Source organism: Rhizobium sp. T1470, assembly GCF_042140505.1.
GTDB classification, from domain to species: domain Bacteria; phylum Pseudomonadota; class Alphaproteobacteria; order Rhizobiales; family Rhizobiaceae; genus Rhizobium; species Rhizobium favelukesii.
The window spans coordinates 988,099-1,000,528 of record NZ_CP148092.1; the positions used below are offsets into that span (position 1 = coordinate 988,099).

12 protein-coding genes are annotated in these 12,430 nt (G+C 58.5%); 6 read left to right on the forward strand and 6 right to left on the reverse strand.

The window, feature by feature from the left end:
- Positions 1–82: 82 nt before the first annotated feature.
- Positions 83–1,738, forward strand: coding sequence for a cyclic nucleotide-binding domain-containing thioredoxin-disulfide reductase (locus tag WGT02_RS25980; protein ID WP_208247374.1), 1,656 nt, complete (start codon positions 83–85; stop codon positions 1,736–1,738).
- 8 nt (positions 1,739–1,746) lie between these two features.
- On the opposite strand, the gene WGT02_RS25985 is transcribed toward WGT02_RS25980, so the two are convergent.
- Together WGT02_RS25985 and poxB are read right to left on the reverse strand one after the other, a co-directional pair.
- The gene (locus WGT02_RS25985) at positions 1,747–2,634 is read right to left on the reverse strand and encodes an AraC family transcriptional regulator (RefSeq protein ID WP_024315161.1); all 888 of its coding nucleotides are present in this window, start codon (positions 2,632–2,634) and stop codon (positions 1,747–1,749) included.
- Positions 2,635–2,759: 125 nt separating this feature from the next.
- Positions 2,760–4,496: a ubiquinone-dependent pyruvate dehydrogenase gene (gene poxB, locus WGT02_RS25990; protein ID WP_024315162.1), complete on the reverse strand. Its 1,737-nt coding sequence runs from the start codon at positions 4,494–4,496 to the stop codon at positions 2,760–2,762.
- Positions 4,497–4,595: 99 nt separating this feature from the next.
- On the opposite strand from poxB, the gene WGT02_RS25995 reads away from it, so the two are divergent.
- On the forward strand, positions 4,596–5,429 hold the full coding sequence (locus tag WGT02_RS25995; protein WP_208246385.1) for an IS5 family transposase: 834 nt from the start codon (positions 4,596–4,598) through the stop codon (positions 5,427–5,429).
- Positions 5,430–5,539: 110 nt separating this feature from the next.
- Here WGT02_RS25995 and WGT02_RS26000 read toward each other — a convergent pair whose 3' ends face one another.
- From WGT02_RS26000 to WGT02_RS26010, 3 genes are all read right to left on the reverse strand, one after another.
- Positions 5,540–5,845, reverse strand: coding sequence for a UBP-type zinc finger domain-containing protein (locus WGT02_RS26000; protein WP_208247376.1), 306 nt, complete (start codon positions 5,843–5,845; stop codon positions 5,540–5,542).
- Between the two features lie 10 nt (positions 5,846–5,855).
- The gene (locus WGT02_RS26005) at positions 5,856–6,230 is read right to left on the reverse strand and encodes a response regulator transcription factor (RefSeq protein ID WP_210363162.1); all 375 of its coding nucleotides are present in this window, start codon (positions 6,228–6,230) and stop codon (positions 5,856–5,858) included.
- A gap of 109 nt (positions 6,231–6,339) precedes the next feature.
- Positions 6,340–6,963, reverse strand: a complete 624-nt coding sequence (locus tag WGT02_RS26010; protein ID WP_208247378.1) for a response regulator transcription factor — start codon at positions 6,961–6,963, stop codon at positions 6,340–6,342.
- A 213-nt stretch (positions 6,964–7,176) separates the two neighbouring features.
- Between WGT02_RS26010 and WGT02_RS26015 the strand changes: the two genes are divergently transcribed.
- Both WGT02_RS26015 and WGT02_RS26020 read left to right on the forward strand, forming a co-directional pair.
- Positions 7,177–7,755 carry an AraC family transcriptional regulator gene (locus WGT02_RS26015; RefSeq protein ID WP_024315166.1) on the forward strand — a complete coding sequence of 193 codons (579 nt, stop codon included), beginning with the start codon at positions 7,177–7,179 and terminating at the stop codon, positions 7,753–7,755.
- 13 nt (positions 7,756–7,768) lie between these two features.
- On the forward strand, positions 7,769–8,620 hold the full coding sequence (locus tag WGT02_RS26020) for a LysR family transcriptional regulator (protein WP_208247380.1): 852 nt from the start codon (positions 7,769–7,771) through the stop codon (positions 8,618–8,620).
- 11 nt (positions 8,621–8,631) lie between these two features.
- On the opposite strand, the gene WGT02_RS26025 is transcribed toward WGT02_RS26020, so the two are convergent.
- Positions 8,632–10,128: a mechanosensitive ion channel domain-containing protein gene (locus WGT02_RS26025; protein WP_208247382.1), complete on the reverse strand. Its 1,497-nt coding sequence runs from the start codon at positions 10,126–10,128 to the stop codon at positions 8,632–8,634.
- Positions 10,129–10,311: 183 nt separating this feature from the next.
- Between WGT02_RS26025 and WGT02_RS26030 the strand changes: the two genes are divergently transcribed.
- Positions 10,312–11,172 carry an MBL fold metallo-hydrolase gene (locus tag WGT02_RS26030; RefSeq protein ID WP_024315169.1) on the forward strand — a complete coding sequence of 287 codons (861 nt, stop codon included), beginning with the start codon at positions 10,312–10,314 and terminating at the stop codon, positions 11,170–11,172.
- A complete protein-coding gene (locus WGT02_RS26035) occupies positions 11,169–12,380 on the forward strand; it encodes an MFS transporter (RefSeq protein ID WP_024315170.1) in 1,212 nt (403 codons plus the stop codon). Before WGT02_RS26030 ends, WGT02_RS26035 begins: the two co-directional genes overlap by 4 nt.
- The last annotated feature ends 50 nt before the right edge of the window (positions 12,381–12,430 follow it).

Below are 12,430 nucleotides of genomic sequence, written 5' to 3' on the forward strand. Positions count from 1 at the left end.
GGACGCGATGCCGCAACGGTGCCGGCCAGGGCGCTCGTATCGTTGCGGGTCTTACTTGCCGGAGCGATGAAGGACAGATGCCATGCACGACCTAGTTCCCGATCCGACGGATCCCTGGCTGCGTCCCGCACAGACGTTTCCCGCGCTGTTGGAGGAGATGATCGATCGGATCAAGTCTTACGGCGACGAGGAAGCGGTCGAAGAGGATCGGTATCTCTTTCGGCGTGGCGATCGCGCGATCGACTTTTTCCTGATGCTCGCTGGCGAGATGAAGATCTTTGCCGGCCACCCGATCAAGGGTGAAGACTATCTCTTCAGCTATGGCCGCGGTCAGTTCAGCGGCGAGCAGAATCTGTTCAACGACCGCAGCATTCTCTTTTCAGGTCTTGCGATGGCGGGGTCCCGTTTCATCCGTATTGGCCATGATCGTTTCCGATCATTCATGACTGGCGAGCCCGAGATCGGCGAGACCATTATTCGCGTCTATATCCTGCGCCGTGCCGGCTTTGTGCGTCACTGCAAGGGCGGCGGGTTGCTCATTGGTCATCGTGACGATGGCGAACTGCTCCGCATGCAGCGTTTCATGCTGCGAAATCTCTACCCCGTGGCCGTATTCGACCCCGAGCTCGAACCCGATTGTGGTGCAACACTATCCTCTCTTGGCGTCACGCAAACCGATATGCCGGTGTTGGTGAAGCCGGACCGCACGGTCCTGTCCCAGCTGTCAAACGAAGCATTGGCCGAAGAACTCGGTATCTTCGAACCGCCCGAGGAGGGCAGAGTATACGATGTCGCGGTGCTGGGGGCGGGACCCGCGGGTCTGGCCGCGGCCGTCTACGCCGCTTCCGAAGGGCTGAAGACCATCGTCCTGGAAGCCATGGCGCCGGGCGGACAGGCGGGCACATCGTCGAAAATCGAAAACTATCTCGGCTTTCCAACCGGCATTTCCGGATTGGCGCTGGCTGGTCGCGCTCATATCCAGGCGCAGAAATTTGGCGCGCGCCTTTGTGTGTCGCGTTCCGCCGTCTCGCTCGATTGCAACGTCGGCCCCTACGAGGTCGGGCTTAGCGACGAAAGGAGGTTGAACGCCCGCTCCATCGTCATTGCGACCGGCGCCCGTTATCGCAAGCTCGATGTGCCCGACTATCATCGCTTTGAAGGCCACGGGATCCATTATGCAGCGACAGCCATGGAGGCACAGTTCTGTGTTGCGCGCGACATCGTTATCGTCGGGGGCGGTAACTCTGCCGGTCAGGCCGCCATTTTCCTGTCGCGAACGGCGCGACAGGTACACATACTGATGCGTGGCGGCATCTCGTCAACGATGTCGGACTACCTCGTGCAACGGATCGAGCGTTCTCCTCGCATTTCCCTTCATCAGCAAAGCGAAGTGACCGCACTGCACGGCGAGACGTCGCTGGAAGCTGTGAGCTGGATCGACCGCAGCACGGGAAAGTCGGAGAAAAGTCCTGCGACGAGCCTTTTCGTGATGATCGGAGCATCACCCAATACGGAATGGCTGAACGGCTGCGTGGCTCTCGACCGCAGCGGTTTCGTACAGACCGGCTATACTGTTGCGGACGGCGCTGACATCAGCCCTTACGCTGCCAGCCAGCCAGGTGTCTTCGCCGTTGGTGACGTCCGGGCCGGATCTGTGAAACGCGTTGCATCGGCTGTCGGAGAGGGGTCGGTCGTCATTTCCGCCATTCATCAGTACCTTTCCGCCTTGCAAGGATGAAAAACAGCTCAGGAAAGCCGGGCACGGCGAAAGGCACCGGGTGCAATTCCTGTTGCCTTCACGAAAATTCGAGTGAATTCCGCGATGTCGGCAAACCCGCAAGCTGTTGCGATATCGCTGAGTGCCATTTTTGACACCAGCAGCATCGTCCGCGCCTTGGAGATCCGGTGGTTCATCAGCCAGTCATGCGGGCTCTGCCCCGTCGTCAGGTGGAAGGCGCGGATGAAGGCGACGCGCGACAGCCCACACGCGTCTGCCGCATGATCGATAGATGCCTCGCCGGGAAGAGCGGTGGCAAGATAGTCCTTGGCCTTGGCTTCTTGCGAAGCCGACAGCAGTAGGCGCCGGCCGCTAAGGGGCGTAGGACGGTTTCCGTAGGTCTGCAGAAGATGGATTCCAATCGCCGCTGAAAGTTGGTCGACCAGCAGGGGGCTTGTCAGAACCGCTCTTTCCTGGATAGAAAACATCGCGCGCGCAAGCCCGCCCAGGACCGGATCAGGCTTTGCGATAGCGTCTGTTAGATCAGGAATGCCGCTGACGTCGGCACCATGGGCGATCCGCTCCAGATCAGCCGACGAAATTTCCATCAGAATAAAACTGAATGATCCCTTGAGGTCGGCTTTGTAATCCTCGGCAAAATTCCGAAGGTAGATCGAATTTTCCTCAAAATCGTAAAACGTCGCGTGATGCTCGCTAAAAATGCGCCGTTTGTGGCCGCCCATCAGCGACAGTCCGATCAGGTATCCGCGATCGCTGGCCGATGTCGAGACTTGGCCAAGGGAGATTGCATCGGACGCCTTGCGATAGAAGTTTATATTGCGGCCCGCAATTTGTCTGTCGTCGTCGAGTTTGCCCAACTGACATCCGAAAGCGTCGGTCTTGGCCGGAGATTTCATGCCGAGGTCCCGTTGTTCCAAAGCCGTCACCGCTACCTTTAGCCGTTGATGATATGGGTCCAATTGCCCACATTAGAGGAACGATGTCAAAGACGGACCGAACTTATCGGGATCTATTGGATGTCTCAGTGCCACAGGTTCTCCCGGGCAAGATCGAGTATCTCGTTGCCTCGACCATTGAACACCGCCTTCACCATGTAAAGTGTGAAGCCTTTTGCCATTTCGGCGTTGATGGATGGCGGTATCGGCAGTTCGGTGCGTGCCACCACAGCATCGATGAGGACCGGGCCGTCATGGGCAAGCGCTTCGCGGACGGCCGCCTCGACGTCGCCTGGATCCTCCACCCGAATGCCTTTGATGCCGATCGCTTCCGCCATGGCGGCAAAATTAGGATTCTCTAGCCCTGTGCCGGTCGGCAGAAAGCCGGTTGATTTCTGCTCGACTTCGACAAATCCCAGCGTTGAATTGTTGAACACAACGATTTTTGCGGGCAGCTTCAACTGAGCAAGGCTCAGAAAATCCCCCATCAGCATCGCAAATCCGCCATCGCCGGACATCGAAATGACCTGTCTTTGCGGAAATGTCGACTGGGCTCCGATAGCCTGCGCCATGGCATTGGCCATCGAGCCATGCCAAAAAGAACCAACGAGCCGTCGCTTGCCGTTCATCGTGAGATAGCGCGCCGCCCACACCGTCGGCAGGCCAACGTCGCAGGTGAAGATCGCGTCATCGGAGGCAAGGTCACTCAGCGCCTTGGCGATCTGCTGAGGGTGGATGACCTTACCGCCCGGCTTGCCGACGGCCGCGTCGTCAAGATCCCGGCGGGTGCGGCGGTAATGATCGAGCGCCTTGTCCAAATGCTTGCCGTCGTTGCCCCCTTTGAGAAGGGGGAGGAGGGCGATTGCGGTGGAGCGGACGTCGCCCACCAATGCAACATCCACCGGCGCGCGGCGTCCGAGATGGCCGGGACGGATATCGATCTGGGCAATCTTTACATCCTTGCCGCGAGGATAGAACTGTCGGTAGGGAAAATCGGTCCCGAGCATCAGAAGCGTGTCGCAGTCGGTCATGGCGTAATAGCCTGAGGCGAAACCGATCAGACCCGTCATGCCGACGTCGTAAGGATTGTCGTATTCCACATGCTCCTTGCCCTTCAACGCGTGCACGATCGGTGCCTTAAGCCGCTCGGCAAGCGCCAGTATTTCGTCATGGGCGCCGGCACAGCCCGAACCGCACAACATCGTGATTTTGCTGCCGGCGTTAAGAAGTGCAGCCAGGGTTTTAAGGTCGTCTGGTGCGGGCGTGACAATGGCTTGGCGTGGCAGCAGCCCCTGCGGCTTTGGCCGGGTGGGTGAAACAGCCTTTAGCAGCGCCACATCCCCCGGAATGACGACGACCGAAACACCCCGATCGCCCACTGCGTGGCGAATGGCGATTTCCAGGGTACGCGGCATTTGGTCGGCGCTGGAGATGAGTTCGCAATAGGTGCTGCATTCTCGAAAGAGATCTTGTGGATGGGTCTCTTGAAAATAGCCCGAACCAATCTCCTGGGACGGAATGTGGGCCGCGATCGCCAGAACGGGCACCTTGGAGCGATGAGCATCGAAAAGACCGTTGATGAGATGGAGGTTGCCGGGCCCGCAGCTTCCGGCGCAGACGGCAAGAGTTCCAGTCAGGTGAGCCTCGGCGCTGGCTGCGAATGCACCGGCTTCCTCATGGCGCACGTGGATCCACTCGATGACGCCTTGGCGGCGGATAGCATCTGTAATGCCGTTCAAGCTATCACCCACGACGCCATAGATGCGACGGACACCTGCTGCAGCAAGCGTGGCGGCAAACTGGTCTGCAATCGTATCCGACATGGTGGTTCTCCGTAATCTAAGAGGCTGCCTCAAAAAGAAGTGGGTGATTTCAACAGGTTGTGATTCCTTCGGATTTGCGAAGATTCGATGGAGTTCACGATGGCCTGGACCGAAACCACCCGTCGGCAATATGCCCGGCGAGCAGCACGCTATGCAAGCGATATGACGGATAGAGAATGGCGAATTGTCGAGCCGCTCCTACCTGCGCCCCGTCGACTTGGGCGACCGCGAACAACGGTGCTGCGTGAGGTCATGAATGCGCTTTTGTATATCGCCTCGACCGGCTGCCAATGGCGGATGCTGCCAAAGGACTTTCCGCCGTGCTCGACGGTTCAGCGATACTTCTATGCGTGGCGGGGTATTGGGCTTTGGGCCCGCATCAACCACCATCTAGTGAAGGCGGCGCGCGAACTGGAAGGCAAAGAGGCCAGTCCTACGGCAGGCGTGATCGACAGCCAAAGCGTCAAAACCACCGAAAGCGGCGGCATTCGAGGTTACGACGCCGGCAAAAAGATCAAGGGCCGCAAGCGCCATATCGTCGTCGACACACTCGGCCTGCTGGTTGGCCTCATGGTTCACAGCGCCGATATCCAGGACCGCGATGGCGCTCCCGATTTACTGAAATCCATTTGTCACAGATGGCCATGGTTGCTGCATGTTTTCGCCGACGGTGGCTATGCGGGCGACAAATTGAAACGGAAGCTGAAGAAGGTCGGTCGCTTCACGGTCGAAATCATCAAGCGCAGCGACAAGACCAAAGGCTTCGAAGTGCTACCACGCCGTTGGGTCGTCGAGCGAACATTTGCATGGCTTGGAAGGTGCCGGAGATTGGCGAAGGACGTCGAAAAATCCATCGCTTCAGCCGAGGCATGGATCATGATCGCCCATATCCGCCTCATCACTAGACGTCTCGCAAGGTATTGTTACCATTGAACTCTTTTCGAGTCCGACTCTAAGCGAGACAGATATGCTGTAAATGAAGATATCGTGGCGAGAAGATCGCGTCTTGGACCGACCTCTTGGTCTTTGAGGATCGGGCTGATTCAGACGTAGCGCGGGATGTGACCGGTCTGTGGCGTCTGGTCGGGCAGGTCGATGATTTTCTCGTCGATGTAACACCATCCCCAACCCTCAGGTGGGCCGTAGTCCTCCATGATGGGATGGCCGCTGGCATGGAAATGACTGCTTGCATGTTTTCTGATGGACTGGTCGCAGCAGCCGACATGGCCGCATTCGCGGCAAAGTCTCAGATGCACCCATGTCAAACCCTGTTCGAGGCATTCTTGGCAGCCAGGAGTGCGGGGTGCGACAGATCGTACCAGCCTCGAATGTGTGCAATGGCGAACCATAAGCGGCTTCCTATTCTTGTGACCGCGATGCTTTCGCGCTTGCGATGCAACTGACGAGAGCGTCGGCCCGGAATGGCTTTTGCAGGATGCAGACGTCTTCGCCCACCCGTGCCCTGACTGCTTTTTCTGCAAAGGATGTAATAAAGATAACAGGCGTTTCGACATTCTGCGATCGCAGCCGTTCGTAAAGATCAATCCCGCTCATTCCGGGCATATGAACATCGGAGATGATGCATAGGCAGCGCGTAGCGTCCCCGATCTGAAGAAACTCCTCGGCGGATGCGAAGGTACGTACCTCAAAACCAAGCGACCGCAACAGACTACTGGTCGCGCGACGAACAGTCCCTTCGTCATCGATAACAGAAACAATCTCTGGAAATTTCACGGGAGACAAAGCCAATCTCTGCGGGACCTGGTTGTTCGAGAATTGCCTTCAGTATGCATTTTTCAAATCGCCAGTGAAATTATACAGGAGTTTATCGGCCAATTTGCTCCTATTTTTCCTGCGTCGAGAGGCCCAAGGCGGCCGCCATGCGCACCAGATCGGCGAAAGTTTTCGCGACCATCTTTCGGCTGATCTTGCCGCGGTGGATTTTCACCGTGATTTCGCTGACGCTCAATTCGCCAGCAATCTGCTTGTTCATCAGGCCGGCGGTTGCCATGGTCATGATCTCTTGCTCGCGCGCCGTCAGGCTGTTGAAGCGCAACCGCAATTCGCTGTCGAATTTATCCTGGCGATGCATCTGCCGCTTCTTCTCGATGGCCGCCGCCACCGCGTCGAGCAGATCCTGGTTGCGGAAGGGTTTGGCAAGAAAATCAGCCGCTCCGGCCTTCATGGCGCGCACCGTCATCGGGATGTCACCATGCCCGGTGACGAAGACAATCGGAATGTTGATGTCTTTCTCATTCAGCTTCAGTTGGAAATCGAGACCGCTCATAAATGGCAGGCGCACGTCAAGGATAAGGCAGTTCGCATCCGGCAGGGAAGAGTCGTCGTAAAGGTCCTGAGCAACGGCGAATGTCTTTGCCGCATAGCCCACAGAGCGCAGCAGGCTATCAAGCGACTGCCGCACACTCTGTTCATCATCAAGGACCAGGACGAGTGGGCTTTCCGACATGAAGCGCTTTTGATTGCGTGTAATTTCAGGGCGTGGGCGATCTTGAAAGATCTATCTAACCACGGACGCTCAGCTTCACAATCATACATAGGTATGCTGCGTTAAAACTGATGTGTGCGCAAATGCGATGACAGTACGATTCCGCGGAACATGGACCTGATCTCAATATGGAACGAGCCAAAAGCGCTTCAAATGTTTCAAAGGAGATCCAAGATGCCCGGCAACGCAGCCGTTCTTGAACGTCCCACGGCCCGGATTGAAATCAACGACGTCAACCATGAAATGTCGAATGAAATATCAAGGCTGCTTCTGGGGGCCATTACCTGCGTCGAAAAGGATGAGGCCGTGGCAATCGATCTCGTCAAGAGGGCCTCGACGCTTTTGGGCCCATTCGTTTTGACCGACGCGGTGCCGATAAGTGACCGGATCATGATGGGCGGCTTGGCCCCCTGGCAAGTCAACCGCATCGATGCCTATATCGAAGAGAATATTTCGCGGACGATCTCGCTCGACGAGCTCGCCCAACTGGTCAGGCTAAGCACAAGCTATTTTTCCGCCGCCTTCAAGGTAAGTTACGGCAGCTCGCCTCACAATCATATCATTTCGCGTCGTGTCGAGCATGCCAAGTACCTCATGCTGCACAGCCATGCGCCGCTTTGCGAAATCGCACTTGATTGCGGCCTTTCCGACCAGGCGCATCTGTCACGCATCTTCCGCCGCATGACGGGAACCACGCCCAGTGCCTGGCGGCGCTACCGCACCCGACCAAATCCTTTCCAGCTCTCTGCCTGACGACAGGCGTGACATGGAATGGAGTGACATCAAAATCTTTCTGGCCGTTGCGCGCGCCTCCACCCTGGGAGGGGCGGCCCGTTCCTTGCGGCTAAGCCACCCAACGATTGGACGCAGGTTGAGGTCGCTCGAGGAAGCAACCGGCCAGACCCTGTTCCAGCGCAGCGCCGACGGTTTTGTGCTGACCGACGAGGGTGCCGCCGTCCTGTCGCTCGCTGAGCAGATGGAGGAGAGTGCCCTTACAATGGAGCGACGGCTCGCGGGGAAGGAAGGCAAGCTCGAAGGCTTGCTGCGCATCTCATCGGCGGACTGGTTTGGCGGCTATGTGCTGCCGCCGGTCGTTGCTGCTTACCGCGCCGCCTATCCCGACGTCCTCGTCGAGCTTTTGACGGGCACCAGATTGTTCAGCCTATCCCATCGCGAAGCAGACCTCGTCTTCCGCATTGTTCCTTTCGCCGAGCCGGACATCGTCCAGCGCCGCCTCGTCACAATGCGCTACGGCGTCTATATGCGGCGCGACAGGGTCGATCCGGTCATCGGTGATGGTTCAGGCTTCCAGCTCATCACCATGGACGCGTCGCTTGGCAGTTTCCCCGATACAGCCTGGTTGGTCGACCGTTTTCCCAATGCGTCCGTCAGGTTGCGAAGCAACAGCCGCCATGTGCAGGCGCATCTGTGCGAAGAGGGATTGGGTCTTGCGGTCCTCCCGCGCCCCGTTGGCGACCGGCTCGCGGGTCTGCGCCGATTGGAACTGCCGGACGATCCTCCCGAACGCGAGATCTGGATGGGGTATCACCGCGATCTGCGGCGGCTCGGACGTCTGCGCGCCTTTGTCGACATGGTTGTATCGATACTAGCGCGTTGAGCGCCGCCCAATCAGATCACCGGATGATGCTGCAGCTGAAACAAATGTCGAATCCGCCTGGCGAGGCTCTCGGGATGTTCCGTCTGGGGTCCATCAAGACCCGCAAGATGCCGTTCGTCTTCCAGGCGATGTGCCAGAGTCATGCCAAGCTCTTCGGCTAGCGCCGGACGGTTACGCATGATTTCTGCCAAGGGAGCGGCGGACACCTCGTAGGCTACCACGAAGGTCAGCGCGCGGATTGTTCCAGGCTCTTCCGCTCCAATCAGAACGCCACGCTCGCCGAAGAAATCGCCAGGGGATAGGCGGTTGAGCTCGGTCGTCATGCCAGCCTCATGCCTTTCAACGACGACGACGCCGTTGTGAATCAGGTTAAGACATGGTGCCTTGATACCCTGCGTGATGATCTCGGTTCCCTTTCCATATGTCCGGCGGACGAGCGACGAGGCGAGAATTTCGAATTCCTCCTCCGTCAGCGTCGAGAAGAGCGTCATCGCCTTCAGGAGACGCCAGGGCGCCTTTGCGGGATCAGGCTGAGATGCGGACGTTTGCCAAACCGGTCGCATCAGCGTCAGATCGGCGGCTGAAAGAGGAACATCTGCGGCCTGCGTGTGACGATAAATGAGATCGTAGATCTCATTCGTCGCGGCGGCAGCCTGGCCGGCGTCGTGCACCCGGAAGGAGAGCTCAACGTCTATCCCGTGGCTGTCGAGGCCCTTGATCGCGACAAGCGGAGCGGGGTTGCGCAGGATGCGGTTACTCGACAGGAGAACGGTCCCCAGAAGCTGCTCAATCGCAGCCGGCGGACGGATGGGCAGCAACTTGATGGCTATGGTGACGCCATGGGTCTCGTCGGGACCGTTGAAATTGACGAGCTGGGTCTTGGCAAGCATGCTGTTGGGAATGACCACGAGGTCGTTGGTGGCGTTGAGAAGATGCGTCGCACGCCAGTTGGTCTCCATCACGCGGCCCTGCACACCGTCCGGAAGGATGATCCAGTCGCCGACCGAATAGGGTCGCCCAAGATTGAGGGCGATGCCGGAAAAGACATCGGACAAGGTGCTCTGCAAGGCAAGACCGAGAATAACGGCAAAGACGCCGGAGGTCGCGATGAGCGTGCCGACGGGGACGCTGAATACATAGGCGACCACCGACAGGGCTGCACCGACATAAATGATCCCGGCAAGCAGGTCCTGTGCCAGTCTTGCTTCCCGCGGCCGGTGCTCGAAGATCAGGAACAGGCGCACCGAGCTTACCAGCATCATCGCACCGCCGAGCCACCAGATCGCCTTAGCTAACCCAAAGAAGAGCCTGTGCCAAAGATCGGACGACGGCTGTGTGGTGGAATAGGGCTCGACACCGTTCATCAGCAGCAATGCGCTGAGCAGCAGAAAGAAAATCAAGTTGCCGACAAATCTGAGGACACCGTGGCTCGATAGGGCAAGCTGCACCAGAATCAGACCGGCAATGAGGGCGATGATGTGAAGAATGGGATCAAAAATGAACTGCATAGGACCATCTCGCTGGTGGCAACAGGTCCGGGTACCGAATTTTCGGGTTTCAGGCTTGCAGGCTTCGCCTGTTTTTAGCGTTTTGCGCCTTACAAAAATGAACGGCCTTATTCCAAAATCGTCAGTTTTAAATGGCGCTGTCGTCGACGACATCTGTCGCATCAGACAACAGGAGTTCAAGCGATGACACAGCCATTGGATTTTCACAGCTTTCGCCACGGCCAGTTCGACATCACCGTTCTGTCCGACGGCCCGATCACGCTCGGTGGCGAAATCTTCGCGCCGGAAGGCAATCCCGACGAGAGGGCAGAGATTGTGGTTCGGCTGGAGGGTGCCGACAATACGGCTGCAGCGCAATCCAACATCCCCCTTATCGTCACTGGCAACGAGATGATCATCGTCGACGTCGGAGCTGGCAACCGCTTCCAGCCAAGCGAGGGCAGACTTGAAGCAAACCTCGACGCGATAGGCGTGAAGGCACATGACGTTACGACAGTCATCATCTCGCACGCTCACCCGGATCATATGTGGGGCATTACCCGCGACGACGGGACGCTCCGCTTTGCCAACGCCAGATATTATGTCGGGCGCACAGAATGGGAATTCTGGATGGGGGAAGCAGCCGATGCTCTGCCTGAAGTGCTGCAGCCCTTCGTGGCCGGCGCCCGCCGAGAACTTTCTGCCATTGCAGATCGAGTAAAGCTAGTCGAAGACGGTGACGAGATCGTACCCGGTCTAAAGGTGCTCGCCACCCCGGGTCATACGCCTGGTCACATATCTCTCGTGCTGAACGGCGATGTACCGCTCATCATCACCGTGGATGCGACGGCAAGCGATATCGTCTCCTTTGAGCATCCAGACTGGAGCTTCGGCTTCGACATGGATCCCGGCAGAGCACGCGAAACCCGCCGGGTACTGCTTGATCGCGCCGTCGCCGACAACGCAAAACTGCTCGGCTATCATTGGACCTATCCGGGCGTCGGCCGCGCGACGAAGAACGGCGAAACTTACCAGTTCCATGGTGCCGTGAGGTCCGCGTCATGACGCGACGCACCCTTGGTCGGAACGCAAGTCTGGCAACGGCAGCCGCCGTTGTTGCCCACACGATCTGGACCAGCGCGGCTCCCGCGCTGACTTACCCCCTCTATGCTTCTCAATGGCATCTGACGCCCTTCGAGACGACCGCGATCTTCGCGATCTACCCGGTCTTCGTGGTCGTGGTGCTGGTCGTCTTCGGCAATCTCTCGGATTATATTGGCCGGCGCGAAACAATGATGCTGGGACTTGTGGCCTCTGCCCTTGGCTCCTTTATCTTCTCGGTCGCGCCTGGCATTGGTTGGATTTATGTCGGACGCGCCTTTATGGGGATCGGCGTTGGTCTAGCGGCAGGGCCTTCGGCCGCCGCTGTCGTCGAATTCAGTGCGCCCCGTCGTGCCGCTCAGGCAGGCAGTGTAACGGCCGCCGCCCAGGCCATCGGCATGACGGCCGCCGCTCTTGTCGGAGGCGCGCTTATCCAATACGCACCCTTGCCGACCCGGCTGAACTTCATTGTGCTCACCTTCGTGCTGCTTGTCTTGCTTGCCGTCACGTCGAGGCTGCCAAACTACACCTCGTCGCGGGCGGCGGGGAAATGGCATCCACGGGTGCCCGCCATCCCGAACGGGTTCTTTTCGACGTTCGTGACGGCTACGGCAGCCGTAACGGCTTCCTACGTGCTTGGAGCCATGACGCTGTCACTTGGCGCGCAGGTAGCGCGGGATGTGATTGCCTCCGTCAATGCGCTGGTGAATGGCGGCACGATAGCGCTATTCGCAGTCTTTTCAGCGCTCGTCACCGTGCCGGCGCGGCGTATGCAGACAAGCCGTGTGCTGCAGATGGGCATTGTGATCGCTATCGTCTCATCGGCGTTGCTCGCGGCTGCAGCCGTGCTTCATTCGCTCCTGCTCTACACGATTGCGCAGGCCGGGTCTGGTATGGCCTACAGCCTGCTGTTGCTCGGTGGCCTATCCTTGATCACCGCACATGCTCCCGTCACCCACCGTGGCGCGACACTGTCGGCGCTCTTCCTGATTGCGTATCTTGGCCAGGCCGTCGTAGCGCTGTCTCTTGGCAAGATCGCCACCTCCAGCGGTCTCGCCGCGGCGGTTGAGGTCGGCGTCGTGACCGTTGCGACACTTGCGGTCGTCACACTGCTTCTCGATACGGTGCGCCGCAGGGAGGCGTCCGCCAGACAGGCGCGGGCACATCGATAAGAAAGACCCGGCCGCAGGTGCGGCAATCGCAGATCGATCCAAAATCAACC

What these genes read in the sequence shown, in the direction of transcription:
- WGT02_RS25980 (WP_208247374.1), top strand. Translation starts at nt 83, where the DNA reads ATGCACGACCTAGTTCCCGATCCGACGGATCCCTGGCTGCGTCCCGCA.
- WGT02_RS25985 (WP_024315161.1), bottom strand. Translation starts at nt 2,634, where the DNA reads ATGAAATCTCCGGCCAAGACCGACGCTTTCGGATGTCAGTTGGGCAAA.
- poxB (WP_024315162.1), bottom strand. Translation starts at nt 4,496, where the DNA reads ATGTCGGATACGATTGCAGACCAGTTTGCCGCCACGCTTGCTGCAGCA.
- WGT02_RS25995 (WP_208246385.1), top strand. Translation starts at nt 4,596, where the DNA reads ATGGCCTGGACCGAAACCACCCGTCGGCAATATGCCCGGCGAGCAGCA.
- WGT02_RS26000 (WP_208247376.1), bottom strand. Translation starts at nt 5,845, where the DNA reads ATGGTTCGCCATTGCACACATTCGAGGCTGGTACGATCTGTCGCACCC.
- WGT02_RS26010 (WP_208247378.1), bottom strand. Translation starts at nt 6,963, where the DNA reads ATGTCGGAAAGCCCACTCGTCCTGGTCCTTGATGATGAACAGAGTGTG.
- WGT02_RS26015 (WP_024315166.1), top strand. Translation starts at nt 7,177, where the DNA reads ATGCCCGGCAACGCAGCCGTTCTTGAACGTCCCACGGCCCGGATTGAA.
- WGT02_RS26020 (WP_208247380.1), top strand. Translation starts at nt 7,769, where the DNA reads ATGGAATGGAGTGACATCAAAATCTTTCTGGCCGTTGCGCGCGCCTCC.
- WGT02_RS26025 (WP_208247382.1), bottom strand. Translation starts at nt 10,128, where the DNA reads ATGCAGTTCATTTTTGATCCCATTCTTCACATCATCGCCCTCATTGCC.
- WGT02_RS26030 (WP_024315169.1), top strand. Translation starts at nt 10,312, where the DNA reads ATGACACAGCCATTGGATTTTCACAGCTTTCGCCACGGCCAGTTCGAC.
- WGT02_RS26035 (WP_024315170.1), top strand. Translation starts at nt 11,169, where the DNA reads ATGACGCGACGCACCCTTGGTCGGAACGCAAGTCTGGCAACGGCAGCC.